This is a genomic window from Burkholderia sp. LK4 (assembly GCF_001043615.1).
GTDB classification, from domain to species: Bacteria; Pseudomonadota; Gammaproteobacteria; order Burkholderiales; family Burkholderiaceae; genus Burkholderia; species Burkholderia cepacia.
The window spans coordinates 18565-39616 of record NZ_LDUL01000018.1; the positions used below are offsets into that span (position 1 = coordinate 18565).

At 69.6% G+C, this 21052-nt stretch carries 18 protein-coding genes; 15 read left to right on the forward strand and 3 right to left on the reverse strand.

From position 1 onward, the window contains the following. Window positions 1–5: 5 nt before the first annotated feature. Genes VK92_RS09950 through VK92_RS09960 form a run of 3 tightly spaced genes read right to left on the reverse strand, consistent with a single transcriptional unit; the run spans window position 6 to window position 3073 of the window. Window positions 6–1106: a 3-dehydroquinate synthase II family protein gene (locus VK92_RS09950; RefSeq protein ID WP_021164176.1), complete on the reverse strand. Its 1101-nt coding sequence runs from the start codon at window positions 1104–1106 to the stop codon at window positions 6–8. Between the two features lie 49 nt (window positions 1107–1155). Beyond that, window positions 1156–2220 (reverse strand): 3-dehydroquinate synthase II family protein, encoded by a 1065-nt coding sequence (locus tag VK92_RS09955; RefSeq protein ID WP_048028689.1) that lies wholly within the window; start codon window positions 2218–2220, stop codon window positions 1156–1158. Window positions 2221–2272: 52 nt separating this feature from the next. Beyond that, a complete protein-coding gene (locus VK92_RS09960) occupies window positions 2273–3073 on the reverse strand; it encodes a 2-amino-3,7-dideoxy-D-threo-hept-6-ulosonate synthase (RefSeq protein WP_021164281.1) in 801 nt (266 codons plus the stop codon). Window positions 3074–3358: 285 nt separating this feature from the next. Here VK92_RS09960 and VK92_RS09965 point away from each other — a divergent pair, with 285 nt between their 5' ends. From VK92_RS09965 to VK92_RS10035, 15 genes are all read left to right on the forward strand, one after another. After that, window positions 3359–4405 (forward strand): LLM class flavin-dependent oxidoreductase, encoded by a 1047-nt coding sequence (locus tag VK92_RS09965; protein ID WP_230942759.1) that lies wholly within the window; start codon window positions 3359–3361, stop codon window positions 4403–4405. A 40-nt stretch (window positions 4406–4445) separates the two neighbouring features. Further along, window positions 4446–5672, forward strand: coding sequence for an FAD-dependent monooxygenase (locus VK92_RS09970; protein ID WP_048028686.1), 1227 nt, complete (start codon window positions 4446–4448; stop codon window positions 5670–5672). A gap of 66 nt (window positions 5673–5738) precedes the next feature. After that, a complete protein-coding gene (locus VK92_RS09975) occupies window positions 5739–6263 on the forward strand; it encodes a flavin reductase family protein (protein ID WP_048028684.1) in 525 nt (174 codons plus the stop codon). Window positions 6264–6463: 200 nt separating this feature from the next. After that, window positions 6464–7387, forward strand: coding sequence for a LysR family transcriptional regulator (locus tag VK92_RS09980; RefSeq protein WP_048028682.1), 924 nt, complete (start codon window positions 6464–6466; stop codon window positions 7385–7387). A 100-nt stretch (window positions 7388–7487) separates the two neighbouring features. Then, window positions 7488–9590, forward strand: a complete 2103-nt coding sequence (locus VK92_RS09985; protein WP_053077896.1) for an FUSC family protein — start codon at window positions 7488–7490, stop codon at window positions 9588–9590. Then, window positions 9580–9774 carry a DUF1656 domain-containing protein gene (locus tag VK92_RS09990; protein ID WP_027792350.1) on the forward strand — a complete coding sequence of 65 codons (195 nt, stop codon included), beginning with the start codon at window positions 9580–9582 and terminating at the stop codon, window positions 9772–9774. The genes VK92_RS09985 and VK92_RS09990 overlap by 11 nt, the downstream gene beginning before the upstream one ends. 24 nt (window positions 9775–9798) lie before the next feature. Beyond that, the gene (locus VK92_RS09995) at window positions 9799–10713 is read left to right on the forward strand and encodes a biotin/lipoyl-binding protein (RefSeq protein ID WP_048028680.1); all 915 of its coding nucleotides are present in this window, start codon (window positions 9799–9801) and stop codon (window positions 10711–10713) included. 11 nt (window positions 10714–10724) lie between these two features. After that, window positions 10725–12200: an efflux transporter outer membrane subunit gene (locus VK92_RS10000; RefSeq protein WP_053077898.1), complete on the forward strand. Its 1476-nt coding sequence runs from the start codon at window positions 10725–10727 to the stop codon at window positions 12198–12200. Between the two features lie 57 nt (window positions 12201–12257). Continuing rightward, on the forward strand, window positions 12258–12698 hold the full coding sequence (locus VK92_RS10005) for a hypothetical protein (RefSeq protein WP_021162534.1): 441 nt from the start codon (window positions 12258–12260) through the stop codon (window positions 12696–12698). A gap of 52 nt (window positions 12699–12750) precedes the next feature. Then, a complete protein-coding gene (locus VK92_RS10010) occupies window positions 12751–13500 on the forward strand; it encodes a hypothetical protein (RefSeq protein ID WP_048028676.1) in 750 nt (249 codons plus the stop codon). Between the two features lie 274 nt (window positions 13501–13774). After that, a complete protein-coding gene (locus VK92_RS10015; RefSeq protein WP_048028674.1) occupies window positions 13775–14935 on the forward strand; it encodes an efflux RND transporter periplasmic adaptor subunit in 1161 nt (386 codons plus the stop codon). Between the two features lie 20 nt (window positions 14936–14955). Then, window positions 14956–18099 carry a multidrug efflux RND transporter permease subunit gene (locus tag VK92_RS10020; RefSeq protein WP_048028673.1) on the forward strand — a complete coding sequence of 1048 codons (3144 nt, stop codon included), beginning with the start codon at window positions 14956–14958 and terminating at the stop codon, window positions 18097–18099. A 4-nt stretch (window positions 18100–18103) separates the two neighbouring features. Then, the gene (locus VK92_RS10025) at window positions 18104–19546 is read left to right on the forward strand and encodes an efflux transporter outer membrane subunit (RefSeq protein WP_048028671.1); all 1443 of its coding nucleotides are present in this window, start codon (window positions 18104–18106) and stop codon (window positions 19544–19546) included. Window positions 19547–19659: 113 nt separating this feature from the next. After that, entirely contained in the window at window positions 19660–20349 is a 690-nt protein-coding gene (locus tag VK92_RS10030) for a response regulator (protein ID WP_048028670.1), read from the forward strand. Continuing rightward, window positions 20346–20612, forward strand: a complete 267-nt coding sequence (locus VK92_RS10035; protein WP_048028668.1) for a hypothetical protein — start codon at window positions 20346–20348, stop codon at window positions 20610–20612. Before VK92_RS10030 ends, VK92_RS10035 begins: the two co-directional genes overlap by 4 nt. Window positions 20613–21052 lie beyond the last annotated feature (440 nt).

Below are 21052 nucleotides of genomic sequence, written 5' to 3' on the forward strand. Positions count from 1 at the left end.
GCGGATCACTGCTCGTGCAGGAATTCCCGAATCGGGTAGCCGACATGGCGCTGCGCATCGAGCGTATAGCCGAGGATGCGGTCGCCGCGCTTGAGCTCCGTGATGTTGTGCACGCTGCCTTTCGGCCCGAGCACGCGCACGTGCCAGTCGTCCTGCGCAATGATGTTGATCGCGCGATTCGCGGCATTCTTCGCCTCGATCAGCAGCAGCGGCCGCGTCTCGACCTTCGCGCGCCCGACCACGACGCGGCGTGCCTTGCCCTGCACGTTGACGGCCAGGATCTCCGCGCCCGATTCGAGCTCGGCGAGGTAGCGGGTGCGGTTGTCCGGCGCGACGACATACGAATGGAGCGCGGCCGCGTTCACGCGGAACGGGCGCGTCGGCATGTACGGCAGCGGGTGCGTCTCGCTGCTGATCAGGATCATGCCGGTCGAATACGAACCCACGAGGATGCCCTCGTCCTGCTCGAAGCGCGAGCAGGTGTCGACGCAGACGCGCTCGCCCGGCCCCAGGTGCGTGAGCCCGACGATCTCGATTTCCTCGAGCTGCAGATCCTCGACCGTGTCGCTGCAGATCGACACGAGCTGCGTGGCCTGCCCGACCTGCGTCGGCGTGAGCAACACGCCTTCGGGGCCGCGCTGCAGCACGTTCAGCGTCACTTCGGCATCCTCCAGGTCGGCGACGACGGTGATCAGCTCGCCCGCCGCGCGATCGGCGGCCGCCAGCAGGATCTCGAGCGGGATCTTGCTCGGGTCCTGCAGGAATTCGACGAGCAGCCACGGCGTGGACACCGACAGCTCGCACGCGCGCGTGAGCGTCGCCTCGCCCGTCACTTCGATGAACACGCCGAGCTCGACGCCGTCCGGCACCGCGAAATCGACCGGCAGTCCGTCCTTCACGAGGACGATCTGCACCTGCTCGAGCAGCGCGGCATCGGCCGGCTGCCGATCGACGACCGCGACCTTGCACGCGCTCGGCGGCAGCCGCCCGGCCTGCTCCGCATCCTTCACGACGAATGCGGACACGCCGACATGCAGCGCTTCCTCGGTGATCTCGTCCGCGAGCTCGCCGATGTTGCGCAGGTCAATCCAGGAAAGCTTCTTCAAGGCCAATCTCCTTCGAAGGGGATAAAGCAGGTTGAATGACAGGGTGAAACTAGCGGCTGACTGATACGGCCGAACGCGACGCGGCGGCCCGCATCCGGCAATCCACCCAGCCGGCGCCCGGCTCGTAGCCGGCCAGCCGGACGCCGGGCGCGACATCGGCGAGCCCGACGGCCGTGCCGCCGTCGGTCCGGAACCGCACCGCGCGGTCGCCGCGCAGCACGACACGCGTGCTCGCGCCGGATGCGCTGCGCGTGTGCAACGCGACGAGCGGCGCGGATTCGATCCGCACGCGGCCGACCACGATCGCGCGCGTGTCGCCCGCCGCGCCGACCGTCAGGATCCGCTCGCCCGAACGCAGCAGCGAAAGCTGGCGCGCGCGGTCGCCGCCGCAGAACACGAACGATTCGGCCGAGCCGGCGTCGATGCCGAACATGAGCGGCCGGCCGGGCGGGTGCGCGGCGCCGGCCGCGACGACGAGCAGCATGCTGGTCGCGCTCGCGCCGGCCAGCACGCATTCTTCGCCGTCGAGCTGCGAACAGCCGTCGATCACCGCATGCAGCCCGACGCCGAGCGGCTCGACGCGCTGCACCTCGAATGTCTTCAGCTTCAGCGGCTCGCGCGAGCGCAGTTCGCCGCACGCGGCCAGCACGCCGCGCAACGCGGCCGCATCGCGCGGTGCGAACGCGATGTCGACCGGCGACTGCGCATGCTTGCGCGCGAGATAGGCCGCGCCGTGCGGATCGGCGAGCGACACGACGATGCGGCACGCGGTGTCGCGGACACCCTCGAGCAGGCGCTCGAGCGGCATCGTGGTCGCGAGCGCGTAGTCGAGCAGGACGAGCGCGTGCCGCGCGATCGCGGCGCGCGCGGCATCGAAATCGGCCGCGCCGTCGATCCTCACGCGAACGCCCGCGAGCGGCGCATGCGCATCGTCGACCAGCGTCGCGACGCCCGCCGTCGAAACGGTCAATAGCGCCGCCGCGCCGGCCGCGCACGGTTCGCGACCGGCCTCGGCCACCACGACGCGGCGCGCGCCGGCCCTCGCCGCGTCGGCCGCGACGGCGCCTGCCTGCGCGCCGAGCGCGCGCAGGTCGATCCACGGATAGCGATGCATGGAAACCCTCGATGGTCGAAAAAGACCGGGTACGACGGCCCGGCGCAGCGAATCAGGCGGCCAGGTGCGCGGCGCGCCGCTCGACGCCGTGCACCGCGTCCGACAGGCGGCGGATCAGCGGGGCGGCCTTCGGCGCGGCGAACACGTTGCGGCCGGCCGCGATGCCGAGCGCGCCCGCGTTCATCACCCGCGACGTGAACGCGACGAACTCGTCTTCGGGCAGCTTCGCGCCGCCCGCGACCAGCACCGGCAGCGACGAACCGGCGATGATGTCGGCCATGCTCGCGGCGTCGCCGCTGTACGGCAGCTTGACGATGTCGGCGCCGAGATCCGCCGCGACGTTCGCCGCATGCGCGATCAGTTCGGCCTGCGGACGATCGCCGAGGCCGGGGCCGCGCGGATAGATCATCGCGAGCAGCGGCAGCGACCAGCGTGCGCATTCGGTCGCGATGCGGCTCAGGTCGAGCAGCTGCTGGGATTCCGTTTTAGAGCCGAGATTCACGTGCACGCTGACCGCGTCCGCGCCGCTCGCCAGCGCGTCTTCGACGCTCGCGAACAGCGTCTTCGCGTTCGCGTCCTCCGCGTAGCGCGTGCAACCGTTCAGGTGCACGACGAGCGCGAGATCGCTCAGCACGTCGGGCGCCAGGAAGCGCGCGCGGCCCCGATGCACGACGATCGCGTCGCCGCCGTGCGCGGCGATGTCGCCAACCAGTTGCCGCAACTGCTGCGGATGGGCGATCGGCCCGTCCGCGAGCGAATGATCGAGCGGCACCATCAGACACTTGCCCGACGCGGCACGCACCACCCGCCGCATCCTGAGCGCCTTGCCAGAAACCGATAGAAGAGCGTTCATCCGTGATTCCTCGCCAGAAATGGAAAGGCCGGCCCGTTCGACTTCAGCCTGCCCCCGGGGTGCCCGTTTGCGGGCGGAACTGGAGCGACAACCGAGCAACGCTTGCAGCAAATCTTGCGACGTGTAAGACTTGCATAGACCCAATCATCCTATGATTGGATCATCCTTGCAAGTGCCTTGCGAGCGATCCTGTTTCCCGACCGGGGGACGCCTTCGTCGCGGCATCGCTTCCCCTTTGCAGACAACGGCAGCACATCAACCTGTGAGGTGTCTATGAAGTTCGGCGTGTCCTTCCTGCCCGATACCGGCCCGGCCGACCGCCCGGCGGCCGACTATTACGCCCAGGCGTTGAAGCTCAGCGCGCTGTCCGAGCGGCTCGGCTACACGTACGTGAAGATGACCGAGCACTACCTGAAGCCGTACGGCGGCTACAGCCCGTCGCCGCTGATGTTCCTCGCGGCCGTGGCCGCGCAGACGAAGTCGATCCGCCTGATGACGGGCGGCATCCAGGCGTCGTTCCATCATCCGATCCAGCTCGCGGCCGAAGCCGCGCAGCTCGACGCGATCTCGAACGGGCGGCTCGAGCTGGGCTTCGCGCGCGCCTTCCTGCCGTACGAATTCGACGCATTCGGCATCGATCTCGATTCGAGCAAGACGCGCTTCCAGCAGACGATCGACGCGACGGTGCGGCTCCTCGCCGAGGAATCGGCCAGCGAGGACACCCCGTTCTTCCGCTACCGCGACGCGCAATCGCTGCCGCGCCCGACGCAGCAGCCGCGCCCGCCGGTGTGGGTCGCGGCGCTGCTCACGCCGTCCAGCTTCGAGTGGATCGGCGAACGCGGCTTCAACCTGCTGATGGCCGCGCCGCCGCGCAAGGCCGCGCTCGCGAAGACGCAGGAGATGGTGGCGCTCTATCGCGACACGTTCGAGCGCCATCACGGCCACACCGGCCGCAAGCCGCAGGTCGCGATCAGCATCCCGCTGATGATCGGCACGTCGGACGCGCATGCGCTGGCACTCGCGGAGCCGCGCCTGCGCCATCACTGGCGCAATTTCGCGGAAGCGGCGAAGTCGTGGGAGCAGGTGCAGTCGCCGGCCTACCAGGGCTACAACGAAGCGATGAAGAACAAGATGGGCGGCATGGACACGGCCGACCTCGACGCAACCGCCGTGCTCGGCACGCCCGACACCGTGCGCCAGCGCATTCGCGCGCTCGAGGCCGACCTCGGCCTCGACGCGATCCTGTGGCACATCGACTACGGCGCGCAGCCGTACGAACTGATGAGCAACAACCTGGAGGTGTTCGCCCGCGACGTGCTGCCGGGACTATGACGCCATGCCGATTCCTTCCGGATCCACCACGGGCTCGCCCATGACACCGTCCCTGTCACTCGACACGATCGTCGTCGGCGCCGGCATCGGCGGCCTCGCCGCCGCGCTCGCGCTGCGGCGCGCCGGCCATCGGGTCACCGTCCTCGAACAGAGCCGGGCGTTTCGGGAAGTCGGCGCCGGGCTGCAGGTCGTGCCGAACGCGACGCGCGCGCTGCGTGCGCTCGGCGTGCTCGACCGGCAGCGGCTGGCCGCCGTCGCCCCGATCGCGACGATCCGCCGCCGCTGGCAGGACGGCAGCCTGCTCGGCACCTTCCCGCTCGGCGACGCGGTCGAAGCCGAGTTCAACGCGCCGTACTGGAACGCGCATCGCGCCGACCTGCATGCCGCGCTGCTCGACGCCGTGCGCGACCCGTACACGGCCGGCCCGCCGGTCGCCGTCCTCGGCGGCATCGCGGTGCGCGGCCTCGACGCATACGGGCCGGGCGGCGCGACGCTCGTCGATGCGGCGGGCACGCGCTGGCGCGCGGATCTCGTCGTCGCGGCCGACGGCATTCATTCGACGCTGCGCCACGCGCTGCTCGGCGACGACGCGCCGCACTACAGCGGCGACGACGCGTATCGCGCGCTGATCGACGCCGATGCGATCGACCCGCGCTCGCCCGTGTTCGAGATCGTCAAGGAGCCGCAGGTGACGATCTGGCTCGGGCCCGGCCGGCACGCGATCCATTACTGGGTGCGCGACCGCCGGCTGCTGAACCTCGTCGTGATCGTGCCGGGCGACGGCAGCACGCGCGAATCGTGGAGCAGCAAGGGCGACCGCGCGACGCTCGAGGCCGAGCTCGCCGGCTGGGATCCGCGCCTCGTCGGGCTGATCCGCTGCGCGTCGGACCTGAGCCGCTGGTCGCTGCACGACCGCCAGCCGCTCACGCGCTGGGTGTGGGACAGCGTGTGCCTGCTCGGCGACGCGTGCCACCCGATGCTGCCGTACCAGTCGCAAGGCGCCGCGCAGGCGCTCGAGGACGCGGTCGTGCTCGGCCGGTGCGTGACCGGGCTCGCGTCGAAGGACGCGCTCGGCGCCGCGCTGGTCGAATACCAGCGCCTGCGGATCGACCGCAGCGCACGGATCCAGCTTGCATCGGCCGGCAACGGCGGCGTATTCCACCTGCCCGACGGCCCCGAGCAGCAGGCGCGCGACGCCGAGCTCAAGTCGCGCCGCGCCGACTTCAAGTCCTACCACTGGACCTGGGCCGACGCGTACCAGCTTTGACGCCCGCCCCGGTGCCGCGCGGCGCGACCCGCGCGGTACCGGGGCTCCTCGCGACAGGACCGCATCATGACGAACACCGTGGACATTGCGCAGCAACTGAAACAGGCGATGCGCGGCGTGGCCGCCACCGTCACGATCGTGACGACCGGCGGCGACGGCGCCGCCGCCGCACCGTGCGCGCTGACCGCCAGCTCGTTCACGTCGGTCGCGCTCGATCCGCCGACCGTGCTGGTGTGCATCAACCGGCGCGCGAGCATTCACGCGTCGATCACCGGCCGCCGGCGCTTCTGCGTGAACGCGCTGCGAAGCTGCCACGTGCCGCTCGCGCTCGCGTGCAGCACGACGGGCTCCGATACGCGTTTCGCGCACGACGCATGGCGCACCGACGCGGCGACGGGCCTGCCCTACCTCGAGAACGCGCAGACGTCGTTCTTCTGCGACACGCTCGAACAGGTCGAGGTCGGCTCGCATTCGATTCTGGTCGGACGGGTCACGCGCGTCGCGATGTCCGCCGACGTGAACCCGCTGATGTACGTGAACGGCGCGTTCGCCGCCGTCCGCTCGCTGCCGTCCGATGCCGGCGGCGGATGACAGCCGCACGTTCCGTTGTTTCGAGCATTCGTTCGCGGGGTTCGCACCAGGCCCGTTCGCTCGAGAAAACACGCGCCCCCCACCGATGCGTGCGTCACGCGTGATGCCGCACGCAATCGTTGCGTGCGCTGCAGTCACGCTGCGCGCGCACATCACGCACTACCATTGCGCCGCATGCACGCGATGAAACGGAGAAGCCGATGGCACCCGACCTGAACCTGCTGATTTCGCTCGATGCGCTGCTCGAAGAGGGCAGCGTCGTCGGCGCCGCACGCCGCATGAACCTCAGCCCGCCCGCGATGAGCCGCACGCTCGCACGCATCCGCGAAACGGTCGGCGACCCGATCTTCGTGCAGGCCGGCCGCAAGATGGTGCCGACGCCGCGTGCGCTCGAACTGCGCGGCGTCGTCCGCGAAACCGTGGAGCGCGCATCGCAGTTGCTCGCGCCGTCCGCGGAAATCGATCTCGGCACGCTCGACAAGCAGTTCAACGTGCGTGCGAACGACGTCTTCGTCGGCCTGCACAGCAGCCGGCTGCTCGAGGAGATGGCGCGCGGGATGCCGCGCGCGATGCTGCGCTTCATGCCCGAGGAAGACGACATCGACGACGACGCATTGCGCAGCGGCCGCATCGACCTCTTCATCAGCGCGTCGCGCCGCCTGGGGCCGGAGATTCGCGTGCAGCCGCTGTTCACGACGACCTTCGTCGGCCTCGCGCGCCACGACCACCCGATCTTCGACGACGACATCACGCCCGAACGCTTCGCGCGCTGGCCGCATATCGGCGTGTCGCGGCGCGGCAAGTCGGCGGGGCCGATCGACGACGCGCTCGCCGCGCGCGGGCTCGCGCGCCACGTGGTGCTCGTCGTGCCGACGCCGTATGCGGCGATCTTCGCGCTGCAGGCGTCGGACCTGATCCTGCCGCTGCCCGAGCATCTCGCGCGCGGCGCGGTGCGGGCCGGGCTCGGCGTGCGCACGTTCGAACTGCCGGTGCCGCTCGAAACCGTGCTGATCACGCAGGCGTGGCATCCGCGCTTCCAGAGCGACCCCGCGCACCAGTGGTTGCGGCGTGTCGTGCGCGGGCTGTGCACCGGCCAGCCGGCGCTGCGTGCGGCGCATGCATGACGGATGCGTCGCACGCACTCGTCGAGTGCAAAGACGTCACTGTTCGGCATGCATGGCGCGACCGTAGACTGGCTTCGTCCTTTCTCATGGAGCGAGTGCAGTGCATGAAGCAGCAGATCAGACGCGCGCCGTCGCGGCGCCGCCCCGCCGCCTGACTCGCGCGGCCGCGGCGCTGATCGCGCGCATCGACATCTTCACGCCGCGCGGCGCGTATGTCGCACGCTCGGTCATCGCCGCCGCGCTCGCGCTCGGCGTCGCGTACCTGCTCGAACTGGAAACCCCGTATTCGGCCGCGTCGACGGTGCTGCTCGTGATCAATCCCGTCCAGGGCGCGGTGATCGGCAAGGGCGTGTGGCGCGTGGTCGGCACGATCGCGGGGATGGTCGTCGCGTTCGTGCTGATGGGCTGCTTCGCGCAGCAACCGCTGCTGTTCATCCTCGGCTTCGCGTTCTGGCTCGGCGTCTGCGTCGCGGGCATGACGCTGCTGCGGCACTTCCGCGCGTCGGGCACCGTCGTGGCCGGCTACACGATCGGCCTCGCGACCTACGGCGCGATGCAGCATCCCGAGCTGACCTTCGAACATGTGATCGGGCGCGGCTCGACGGTCGCGATCGGCGTGCTGTGCCTGAGCCTCGTGTCGATGCTGCTCGGCACGCGCGACGTGCACGCGAAGCTCGACGCGCTGGTGACGCGCATCACCGCCGACGTCGCGCGGGTCATCGCCGCGCAGCGCAACGGCCTCGCGGCGGCACCGGCCGACGACAAGCGGCACGCGCTGTTCGCCGGCATCTACGGCATCGACGATCTGCTCGCGCTCGGCAAGGCCGAATCGGAGGATCTCGCACAACGCGCGGCCGCCGTGCGGCACGGGATGGCATCGCTGTTCGGCGCACTCGCGGGCGGCATGCCGCCGCTGCCGGCCGACAGCCCCGGCGCGCGGGCGGTCGCATCGCTGCAGCCGCGTCTCGCGGCCGCGTGGCAGGCCGCCGCCGACGCATTGGGCGACGGCCCCGGCGGCGCGACGCACGCACGTGCGCTGCTCGGCGATGCGCGCGAACGCCTGCGCGACGCGCTCGACGGCATCGCGCTCGGCGATCCGCGCGACGAGGCGGCGTTGCTGATCGCCGGCGAGCGGCTGATCGAGCAGATCGACGACTACCGCGCGGCGCTCGACGGGCTCGTCGAACTGCAGCGCCCGCGCCCGGGCTACCGGCCCGCGCGGGTGCGCTTTCACCGCGACACCGGCGCGGCCCTGCGCAACGGCGTGCGCGCCGCGTGCGCGATCGTGATCTCGGGCGCATTCTGGCTCGCGACCGGCTGGAACCAGGGCGACATGATGCTGCTCGTCGTCGCGCCGTACTGCGCGCTGCTCGCGACCGCCGGCAACCCGGCCGCCGGCGCGCAGGCGTTCATCAAGGGCACGGTGCTCGCCGTGCCGGCCGCGTTCGTGTGCGCGTTCGGCATCCTGCCGCGCATCGAAGGCTTTCCGCTGCTCGTCGTCGCGCTCGGGCTGTTCTGGATGCCCGGCATCTACGCGACGAGCGTGCCGAAGACCGCGCTCGCGGGGCTCGCCTATCTCGTCGCGTTCAACACGCTGACCGGCGCGACCAATCCGTTCCGCCCCGACGTCGCGCTGTTCCTGAACCAGTCGGTCGCGTGGGTGCTCGCCACGTTCCTCACGCTGCTCACGTTCCGGTTGATCCTGCCGGGCAACCTGGCCACCGACGCCACGCGGCTGCGCCGCACGATCCGCGACGACACGCTCGCGCTCGTGGCCGGCCGGCGCGTCACGGCGGCGGGCTGGCAGCAGCGTCAGCAGCACCGCATCGCGCAGCTCGGCGCGCTGCTCGCCGGCCAGCCGGCCGCGATGACGCAGGCGAGCATCGAGGCGCTCGCGGCGCTGCACGTCGGCAAGGAGCTGCTGCGGATCCGCCGCGGCGCCGCGCGCGACGGCCTGCCCGACCCCGCGCGGCGATGCGTGCGGGCGGGGCTCGCGGGCCTCGCGCGGCACGCGGCCGCCCCGCCGCGCGCGGCCCGGCATGCACGGCGCGCCGCGCACGCGCTGGCCGGTCTCGCCGCCGCGCAGCCGGGCAACACCGAACTGAAGTGGCTGATGGCCGCGTTCGCCGACGTCCACGTGCTGCTGCACACGTACGCCGCCTATTTCACCGCCGTTCCGGAGCGCGCCCGCGATGCTCAGTGAATTCCCGCTGGCCGGTATCTACCTGCCGCCCTTTTTCGTCTATGCGTGCGCGACCGTGCCGCTCTACCTGGCCGTGCGCGCGCTGCTCGCGCGGCTCGGCGTGCTGCGCCGCGTGTGGCATCCGGCGCTGTTCGAGTTCGCGATTTCGCTCGTGCTGGTCGCCACGCTGATCCTCTATTTCTAGCCTCCTGTCGGAACGTATCGCGTCATGTCGCTCAAACCCCTCACCCGCTCCCTGCTGACGCTCGCCACCGTGGCCGTGGCGATCGTGCTGGTCGCCGCCCTCTGGCACGCATACGTCCTCGCGCCGTGGACGCGCGATGCGCGTGTCAGCGCGCACGTCGTGCGGATCGCGCCCGAAGTGTCGGGCACCGTCGTCGAAGTCGCGGTGGTCGACAACCAGCGCGTCGCGAAAGGCGACGTGCTGTACCGGATCGATCCGCAGCGCTTCGCGCTGGCGGTGGAACAGGCCGAGGCGCAGGTCGCCGCGACCGCCGAGTCGATGCGCCAGAAGCGCGACGAAGCGCAGCGGCGCACCGGCCTCGACGATCTCGTGCCGCGGGAGGACATCCAGCGCTCGAGCCGCGCGGTGGCGATCGCGCAGGCCGAGTACCGCAAGGCGCTGGCCGCGCTCGATGTCGCGAAGCTCGACCTCGAACGCACGACGCTGCGCTCGCCGGTCGACGGTTACGTGACGCAGCTGCGCCTGCGTCACGGCGACTACGCGGTCGAAGGCAAGCCCGGCATCTCGGTACTCGACGCGCACAGCTTCTGGATCACCGGCTATTTCGAGGAGACCAAGCTGCGCCGCGTCGCGACGGGCGCACCCGCGACGATCCGGCTGATGGGCTTCGATCCGCTGCTGAGCGGGCACGTGACGAGCATCGGCCGCGGCATCGCCGACGAAAACGGCACGCTCGACGAACTCGGCCTGCCGGCCGTCAACCCGACCTTCAGCTGGGTGCGGCTCGCGCAGCGCATTCCGGTGCGCATCGAGATCGACCGGGTGCCGGCCGGCGTGCTGCTGGCAGCCGGCATGACGTGCAGCGTCGAAGTCGGCGAACGCGGGCGCGAGCGCACGCCGCGCGGCCGGCTCGCGTCGTGGCTGCACGCGTGGATGTGACGGAGGCGACGATGCGATGCCCGTTCCCTCCGGTGCGCGCGACGTGCCGCGTACGCACCTTCGTCGCGGCCTGCGCGTGCGCGCTCGCCGCATGCACGACGGTCGGCCCCGATTACGTGGCGCCGCAGCCCGCGCATCCGCCCGGCTGGATCGCGCCGCGCGACACGGTGACGGCCGACCCCGCGCAGTTGCAGGACTGGTGGCGCGCGTTCGGCGATGCGCAGCTCGATGCGCTGGTCGAGCAGGCGATCGCGCACAACCAGGATCTCGCGATCGCGCGCCAGCGCTTGCTGCAGGCGCGCGCCGAACGCGACCAGATCGCGAGCCGCCTCGGCCCGACCGTCACCGCGGGCGGGAACGCCGATGCGCTGCGCTCGTCGCGGGCGCTCGAATGGCCGCCCGGGATCGGCCAGTCGCGCACCTACCGGCTCGGCTTCGATGCGTCGTGGGAACTCGACCTGTTCGGCGGCACGCGGCGCGCGGTCGAATCCGCCGATGCGCAGATCGACGCGCTCGACGACGATCGCCACGCGATCCTCGTGAGCCTGCTGGCCGAGCTTGCATCCGATTACGCGGAACTGCGCGCGACCCAGGAACGGCTGCGGATCGCAACGGACAACGTCGCGAGCCTCGACGCCACGCGGCAGCTGACCGAGCGCTCGAACCGGCGCGGCCTCGGCACGTCGTTCGCGGTCGCGCAGGCGCGTGCCGAACTGCAGCTCGCGCAGGCGGCGGTGCCGCCGCTGCAGCAGGACGTCGCGAGGCTCGCCCACGCGATCGGCGTGCTCGTCGGCGGTTTTCCGGAAACGCTGCGCGACACGCTGAGCGCACCCGGCGCGACCCTGCCGGTCGCGCCCGCGCTGCCCGTCACGCTGCCGTCGGACGTGATCCGCGAGCGCCCCGACATTCGCGCCGCCGAACGGCGGCTCGCGGCCGCGACCGCGCAGATCGGCGTCGCGCGCGCCGAGCAGTTTCCGCATTTCGCGATTCCGCTGAGCCTCGGCACGACGGCGAGCCTCGTGCAGGACCTGTTCTCGGGCGCGAGCGTCGCATGGTCGGTCGCGCTCGACGGCACGCAGACGCTGTACGACGGCGGCCGCGCGAAAGCCGGCGTCGACGCCGCGCGCGCGGCCGCCGAGGCCGCCCGGCTCGCATACGAGCAGCGCATCCGCCGCGCGTTTCGCGATGTCGAGGACTCGCTGGCGGCGATCGGCGCCGCGCGCGACCAGCAAGCCATGCTCGCCGCGGCGGTCGACAGCAGCCAGGACGCGCAGTCGCGCGCGACGCGGCTGTATCGCAACGGCCTCGGCGAATACCTGTCGGTGCTCACAGCACAACGCGCGACGTATCGCGCCCGCGATGCGCTCGCACTCAGCCGGCTCGCCCAGGTGCAGGGCGCGATCGCGCTCTACAAGTCGCTCGGCGTCGGCTGGCGCGATGCGCCGCCGGTCGCGCAGGCCGGCGCGGCGCAAGCGAGCACACATTGAATGCCCACGCACGGCCACCCGACGCTTCGGCGTCGCTCATCCAACGGAGAACCCTCGATGTCCGCTCTCAATCCGAATGATTTCGCGCTGCACGACATCCATCTCTTTCCGGTCTGCGTGTTTCGCCCCGAACACGCGACACCGGGTTACGCGCCGCGCTGGGAAGGCGAGATCGACACGCTGATGCGCCACGGCGAGCCGTTCGTGATCGTCTACGTCGAACTCGATACCGACGAAAGCCACGACGACCGCAAGCATCGCGCGGTCTGGCTCAAGCAGAACAAGGTCGAGCTGGGCGCCGTCTGCAAGGCGCTCGTCAGCGTCGAACCCGATCCCGACCGGCGCGCGGAAGTGGCCGCGCAGGGCGAGGTCGCCGTCAAGGCATTCGGGATTCCTCATCACGCGGTGGCGTCGTTCGGGCAGGCCGTCTCGCTCGCCGCCCGGCTCACGCGGCAGCATCCGGGCAACGACGCGCTGCAAACCGGACAACAGGCATGACGGGGCCGGCACGCCGCGCCACGTCGCATCCGCCACCGACACGGGGGCCCGCATGCGCTATCCCGCCCTGACGATCACCGGCTCGCACACGCTGGCGTCATGTCCGTCGCGGCTCCCCGATCCGGGCGAGATCCTGTTGTGGCGACTGCGCGGCGAATGGCAGCTCGTCACCAGCGAGCAAGGCCATCTCTGCCTGTCGAAGACGGAACTGCGGCGTGCCAGGATGCATCCGAACCGCGCGCACGGCCGCCGCTTCGCGATCGGCCGGTCGGCGCTGCGCGCGATCCTGGGGACGCTGGCCGGCCGCGCCGCCGACGAACTCACGCTGATCGAGCGCGAGGCCGACCATATCGCGATCGCGGGCTGCGACTCGCTGGACGGGCTCGACATCGTGGTCGGCCACGCCGGTATCTGGATCGTGATCGCGATCGCCCGTGGCCCGATCGGGCTGGGCATGGCGCAAGCCGGCACGCACGCCGGTCCGGCATCGCGCGACCAGCTTCGGCTGGACAGCCTCTCGAACGCATGCGGAAGCGGACACGGCGCGACGCTCGCGTCGCTGGCGCCGTTTGCGGGGCCGTTCCGCGAGGTCGATACGCCGCATGCGGGCCGCTGGCGCCTGCTCGACATCCCGCTCCCCGGCCTGGCCTGCGCGGCAACCGTTGCCGCGCGCCAGATGGACAAAATCCACGCGGTGGGCTGGCGCGGCGAACGCAAGGACTGGCTGGCCGACCGCGATCGCCACCTGCGGGCGGCGGCGGCGAGCGGCGCGTCGGCCTGCGTCGCGGTCGAGACTGGATAAACCGGCGCAGCAATCCTCGCGGCGCATGCTTGCGCGCCGGCCGCCGTCGGCATTGATGATGGGATGCCGTTCATGGGAACGCGCGAAGGTTCCCGGTTATGGGAGCACGCGCTCCGGATGTAAAGCGCCGGCACTTCCGCCGCACCGCCGTTCCGCGATTCTTTCGCCTCCTCCATCAAACCTCCATCTTTCCGCACAAAAAACTCCATCGGGCATACGCACACTGCGAACCGAAAATGCGGGCCATCGGGTGCCTGCGTCCCATGGAGTCCACATGAAGAATCAGAAACGAGCCTGCTACGGCGCCGTGTGCGCGCTGGTGGCAGCGATGCTGGCGGGCTGCGGGCCCTCCGAACAGCAGGCCGCCGCGCCGGCCATCCCGGTTGCGGCGATGACGCTCGCGGCCGCGCCCCTCGACGTGAGCGAAGACCTGCCGGGCCGCGTCGCAGCCGTGCGGATCGCCGAAATCCGGCCGCAGGTCAGCGGCATCGTCCAGCGACGGCTGTTCGAACAGGGCACCGAGGTCCGCGCAGGCCAGCCGCTGTTCCAGATCAATCCGGCGCCGTTCAAGGCCGACATGGATACAGCAGCGGCGGCGCTGCAACGCGCGGAAGCCGCGCTTGCACGAGCCAGGGTGCAGACCACCCGTCTCAAGCCGCTGGTCGAAGCCGACGCGATCAGCCGGCAGGTCTACGACGACTCGGTGTCGCAACGCGACCAGGCCGCCGCCGACGTCGCACAGGCCCGCGCGACGCTCGCGCGCCGCCAGCTCGATCTGAAATTCGCGACCGTCGAGGCACCGATCACGGGCCGCATCGACCAGGCCCTCGTGACCGAGGGTGCGCTCGTCGCGAGCAGCGACAGCCAGCCGATGGCACGCATCCAGCAGATCGACCAGGTCTATGTGGACGTCCGCCAGCCGGCCGCGTCGCTCGAATCGCTGCGCGGCGCGCTCGCGGCGCAGACGCAAGCGTCGAACAGCAACAGCCTGCCAATCGATGTGCTGCGCGAAGACGACACGCGCTACGACGTGCGCGGCCGCATGCTGTTCTCGGGCGTCAACGTCGATCCGGGCACCGGCGACGTGCTGCTGCGCGTGCTGGTCGACAACCCGAAGCGCGAGCTGCTGCCGGGCATGTACGTCCGTGCCCGTGTTCCGCGCGCGCACTATGCCAACGCGGTGATGGTGCCGCAACAAGCGGTCGTCCGCGCCGGCGGCAAGCCGCAGGTATGGGTGCTCGACGCGAAGGGCACCGCACATCTGAAGGCCGTCGAAGTCGGCGAGCTGACGAACCGCAGCTACCGCATCAAGTCGGGCCTGCAGGCCGGCCAGAAGGTCGTCGTCGAAGGGATGGAACGCCTGGTCGACGGCGCGCCGGCCGCCGCGACTGACTGGAAGTCGCCTGACGCGGCGACCACCGCGTCCGCGCACTGAGCCACGAGGAGCCTCCAGTCATGGCTGAATTCTTTATCCGCCGCCCGGTGTTTGCGTGGGTGATCGCGCTCTTCATCATCCTCGCGGGGCTGATCGCGATCCCGCAACTGCCGGTCGCGCGCTATCCGTCGGTCGCACCGCCGTCCGTCACGATCACCGCGAACTACCCGGGCGCCACGCCGCAGACGATGAACGACGGCGTGCTGAGCCTCATCGAGCGCGAGCTGTCCGGCGTCAAGAACCTGCTGTACTTCGAATCGTCCGCCGATACGTCCGGCCAGGCGGAGATCACCGTGACGTTCAAGCCCGGCACCGATCCGGCGCTGGCGCAGGTCGACGTACAGAACAAGATCAAATCGGTCGAGCCGCGTCTGCCCGCGGCCGTGCGCCAGAACGGGCTGATTGTCCAATCGGCGTCGACCGGCTTCCTGATGATCGTCAGCCTGCGCTCCGACAACGGCCGCTTCGACGAAGGCGCGCTCGCCGACTACATGGCGCGCAGCGTGTCCGAGGAGCTGCGGCGTATCGACGGCGTCGGGCGTGTACTGCAGTTCGGCTCCGAACGCGCGATGCGCATCTGGGTCGACCCGCAGAAGCTGATCAATTTCGGGCTGTCGATGAGCGACCTGACGACCGCGATCGGCCAGCAGAACGTGCAGATCGCACCGGGCAGCCTCGGTGCGCTGCCCGCATTGAAGGGCCAGCGCGTGACCGTGCCGCTCACCGCGCAGGGCCAGCTCACGACGCCGGAAGAGTTCGCGAAGGTCGTGCTGCGCGCGAACGTGGACGGCTCGAAGGTCGTGCTCGGCGACGTCGCACGCGTCGAACTCGGTTCGCAAAACTACACGTTCGTGAGCCGCGAGAACAACAAGCCCGCCACCCTCGCCGGCGTGCAGCTCGCACCGGGCGCCAACGCGGTGAAGACCGCGGAAGCGATCCGTGCACGCATGGCCGAACTGAGCAAGTCGATGCCGTCGGGCATGACCTACTCGATCCCGCTCGACACGTCGCCGTTCGTGAAGATCTCGATCGAGAAGGTGCTGCATACGCTGCTCGAAGCGATGGTGCTCGTGTTCCTCGTGATGTACCTGTTCCTGCAGAACGTGCGCTACACGCTGATCCCGGCCATCGTCGCGCCGGTCGCGATGCTCGGCACGTTCGCGGTGATGCTGCTGACCGGCTTCTCGATCAACGTGCTGACCATGTTCGGCATGGTGCTCGCGATCGGCATCATCGTCGACGATGCGATCGTCGTCGTCGAGAACGTCGAACGCCTGATGGCGGAGGAAGGCCTGTCGCCGAAGGACGCGACGTCGAAGGCGATGAAGGAGATCACCGGCGCGATCATCGGCGTCACGCTGGTGCTGACCGCGGTGTTCCTGCCGATGGCGATGGCGAGCGGCTCGGTCGGCGTGATCTACAAGCAGTTCACGATGTCGATGGCCGTATCGATCCTGTTCTCGGCGCTGCTCGCGCTCACGCTCACGCCGGCCCTGTGCGCAACGATGCTCAAGCCGGTCGAGCCGGGCCACCACGAGAAACGCGGCTTCTTCGGCTGGTTCAACCGCCGCTTCGATCGCCTGACGAAATGGTACGAGACGCGCGTCGGCCGCCTGGTCGGCCGCACGGGTCGCGTGATGCTGGTGTTCGTCGCGATCTCGGGCGCGCTGGTGTTCGGCTTCCGCGGCCTGCCGTCGTCGTTCCTGCCGGACGAGGACCAGGGCTACTTCATCACCAGCTTTCTGATGCCGGCGGACTCCACTGCCGAGCGTACGCATGACGTCGTCAAAACGCTGGAGAAGCATCTTGCCTCGCGTCCGGCAATCCGGTCGAGCATTTCCGTGATCGGCTATGGCTTCTCGGGCCAGGGCCCGAACGCTGCGATCAACTGGTCCGTCATGAAAGACTGGAAGGACCGCGGTGACGCATCGACGCTCGAAGAAGGCATGCGGGCCCAGCAGGCGATGGCCGGGGTCACCGAAGGCGCGGTGATGAGCCTGCTGCCGCCGGCGATCGATGAACTCGGCAACAGCTCGGGCTTCGCGATGCGCCTGGAAGACCGCGCCAACCAGGGCACGGCGGCGCTCAAGGCGGCTGAAGCGAAGCTGCTCGAACTCGCCGCGCAAAGCAAGGTCGTGACCGGTGTGTATCCGGACAGCCTGCCGGCCGGCACGAGCATCCGGCTCGAGATCGACCGCGCGAAGGCGCAGGCGCTCGGCGTCTCGTTCACGACGATCAGCGACACGTTGTCGACCGCGATGGGTTCGACCTACGTGAACGACTTTCCGAACGCGGGCCGCATGCAGCAGGTGATCATCCAGGCCGACGCGCCGGCGCGCATGCAGATCGACAAGGTGATGAAGCTGTACATGCGCAACGCGGCCGGCGGCATGGTGCCGCTGTCCGAAGTGGTTCGCCCGGTATGGACCGAGACCCCACTGCAGATGGTGCGCTTCAAGGGTTATCCGTCCGCGCGTATCTCGGGTACGGCCGCCCCCGGCCAGTCGAGCGGTGCCGCGATGGCCGAGATGGAGCGTCTGGCCGCGCAACTGCCCCCGGGCTTCGCGGTCGAGTGGACCGGCCAGTCGCTGCAGGAACGCCAGTCGGCGTCGGAAGCGCCGATGCTGATGGTGCTGTCGATGATCGTCGTGTTCCTGGTGCTCGCCGCGCTGTACGAAAGCTGGTCGATCCCGCTGTCGGTGATGCTGGTGGTGCCGCTCGGCCTGATCGGCGCGATCGGCGCGGTCCTGCTGCGCGGCTTGCCGAACGACGTGTTCTTCAAGGTCGGGATGATCACCGTGATCGGCCTGTCTGCCAAGAACGCGATCCTGATCGTCGAGTTCGCGAAGCAGTTGCGCGAGGAAGGCAAGGGGCTCGTCGAAGCGGCCGTGCAGGCATCGAAGCTGCGCCTGCGCCCGATCCTGATGACCTCGCTCGCGTTCGGCCTCGGCGTGGTGCCGCTGATGATCGCGACCGGCGCCAGCGCCGAGACGCAGCACGCGATCGGCACCGGCGTGTTCGGCGGCATGGTGACCGCCACCGTCCTGGCCATTTTCTTCGTTCCGGTTTTCTACGTGTTCGTGATGAGCATCCAGGAACGCATCTCGGCATGGCGCGCATCCGGCAAGAAGCCCGCCACCGTGACCCACGAACAAGAAGGTTGATGCCATGCGATTGCTCATTCTTACCGCGGCCGTTTCCGCCGCCCTCGCGCTGTCGGCATGCTCGATGGCCCCGAAGCTGGTCAAGCCCGCGATGCCGGTGCCGACCGCCTACACGACCGCTGCCGCGGCCGACCAGCACGCGAACGCGGCCGATCTCGGCTGGCGCACGATGTTCGGCGACCGCCGCCTGCAGCGCCTGATCGAGCTCGCGCTCGACAACAACCGCGACCTGCGCCTGGCCGCGCTGAACGTGCAGGCCGCCGAAGCGCAGTACGGCATCCAGCGTTCCGCGCGCCTGCCGTCGATCGGCGCCGGTGCGAGCTTCACGCGCCAGCGCACGGCGGCCGACTCGCAATCGAATCCGCCGCTGCTCGAGAACACGCAGAACCAGTACGGCGTGAACGTCGGCGTCAGCGCGTTCGAGATCGACCTGTTCGGCCGCGTGAAGTCGCTGTCCGATGCGGCGTTCGCGCGCTACCTCGCGACCGATCACGGCCGCCGCGCGGTACAGATCGCGCTCGTCGGCTCCGTGGCCAACGCGTATTTCGCGGAGCGTCTCGCGCAGGAACAGCGCGCGTTGTCCGAACGCACGCTGAACGACTGGCGCCAGTCGCTCGACCTCGCACGCCGGCTCAAGCTCGCGGATCAGGCGAGCGGTGTCGACATCGCGCAGGCCGAAGGCCAGGTCGCGAGCGCCGGCGCCGATCTCGAAGCGCGCTCGCGCGCCGTCGAGCAGTCAGGCAACGCGCTGCGGCTGCTGGTCGGCACCGACCTGCCGAAAGACCTGCCTGAGCCGCTGTCGCTGGAACGCCAGCCGGTGATGACGCAACTGCCGGCCGGCCTGCCGTCGGAATTGCTGTACCGCAGGCCGGACATCCAGCAGGCCGAGCAGAACCTCGTCGCCGCCAACGCCGACATCGGCGCGGCGCGCGCGGCATTCTTCCCGCGCCTGTCGTTGACGTCGTCGATCGGTTTCCTGAGCCCGGGGCTGGGCAGCCTGTTCGCCGGCGGCCAGAACGTGTGGAGCTTCGCGCCGCAGGTCACGTTGCCGATCTTCCAGGGCGGCCGGCTGCGTTCCGAACTGAATCTCGCGGAAGTGCGCAAGTCCGGTGCGGTCGTCGAATACGAACGCGCGATCCAGACCGCGTTCCGCGAAGTGGCCGACGGCCTCGCCGGGCGCGAGACGTTCACCCGCCAGATCGATGCGCAAAACCGCGTCGTCAAGAGCGCCGAGCGCCGTACCGATCTCGTGAACCTGCGCTATCGCGCCGGCATCGAGGATCGGCTGGAACTGCTCGACTCGCAGCGCCAGCTGTATGCCGCGCGTCAGGCGCTGCTGGATCTGCGCAACGCCGAACTGGGCAACGCGGTCGCGCTCTACAAGGCGCTCGGTGGCGGCCTGGTCGACACCGATGTGCCCCCCGCCAACAACGTGGCGAACAACTGAGCAACGCGTCGTCGCCGATCCGTTCGCGACGACCGCACGCACGATGAAGTCCGGCGGCGCACGTGCCGCGCCGCCGGCCCGCCTGCAGGTCACGTTCACTTTCAGTGATACCGATGAACCCTCTGATACTCATTGCCGAAGACGATCCGGAGATCGCCGACATACTCGACGCCTACCTGGCTCACGACGGCTTTCGCACCTATCGCGTCGGTCACGGCCAGGCCGTGCTCGACGTGCAGCGCGTGCTGAAACCCGACCTGATCCTGCTCGACGTCAGGATGCCGAACAAGGACGGCTGGGAAGTCCTCGTCGAACTGCGTCGCCGCGGCAACACGCCGATCGTCATCATCACGGCGCTCGACCGCGAAATCGATCGCTTGCAGGGGCTGCGCTTCGGCGCGGACGACTACATCACGAAGCCGTTCAATCCGGCCGAGGTGGTCGCGCGCATCCGGGCGATCCTGCGCCGTCTGGAAACCGCCGCCGCGGGACGCTTCATCAAGGTCGGCAACCTCGAAATCGATACGCAAAGCTATCTGACCACGGTCCGCACGGACAGCGGGGAAACCAGCATCGCGCTGACGCTGACCGAATTCCGGCTGCTCGCCCACCTCGCCGGCTCGCCGAACCGCGTGTTCACGCGCAGCGAACTGATCGACGCGTGCCTCGCCGACGTCGATGCGCTGGAACGCACCGTCGACAGCCATATCAGCCGGTTGCGCAAGAAGCTCGAAGGCGCGGGCGCGTCCGGGATGCCGGAAGTGATGCGCGGCGTCGGCTACCGGCTGCGCAGCAGCCAGTGAGCACGCGTCACGGATCGCGGCTGCGTGCTGCGCGGATCGTCGGGCTCCTGACGGCCACGGTCGTACTGACGATCTCAACCGGGTGGTTCGTCGTCTACGGGCTGATCGTGGCCGTTTCGGCCACCGCGGCCGACCACCCGATCGCCGTCGTGATCCGCGAGACGCCGGACTATCTGGTGCTCGCGGCGCTGCTGCTCGCGGGACTGGTTCGGGCGCTCGTCGATCTCGCCGGACTGGTGCGAGGCACCCGGACCCCGCGGTAACGGTTCTCGACCGGTCTGGTCGGGCCATCGATCGCTTGCCGGATGCGTTCACGCATCCGTCATGAATCGCCTTTCGCGACGGATTGACTCACGTCACTTTCCTCCGGATTCCGGGCTTGCACCGGCTCCATGCAGCGCATATACATTGGATTGAGGTCGGACGCTTCATCCGATTCGCACCGTCGCATCGATTCGGCATCCGTATCATTCCGCCTCATCGTTTCATGAAGCGAGCCTCACGATTCCCGTATCACGTTGTTCGACGCATTATCCCGCGCGGCGCTTTGATTTCCGAAACGATCCACGGCGGATATTGACGGCGACGCCATACCGCGATCCCCGCGAAACCGATGCGCACGCAAGCATCTGTTTCGCAACTGCCTGTGCATCACGATTCACGGATTCCGTGTACGACCTCGCCGGTCGACCTGATGTTCCTT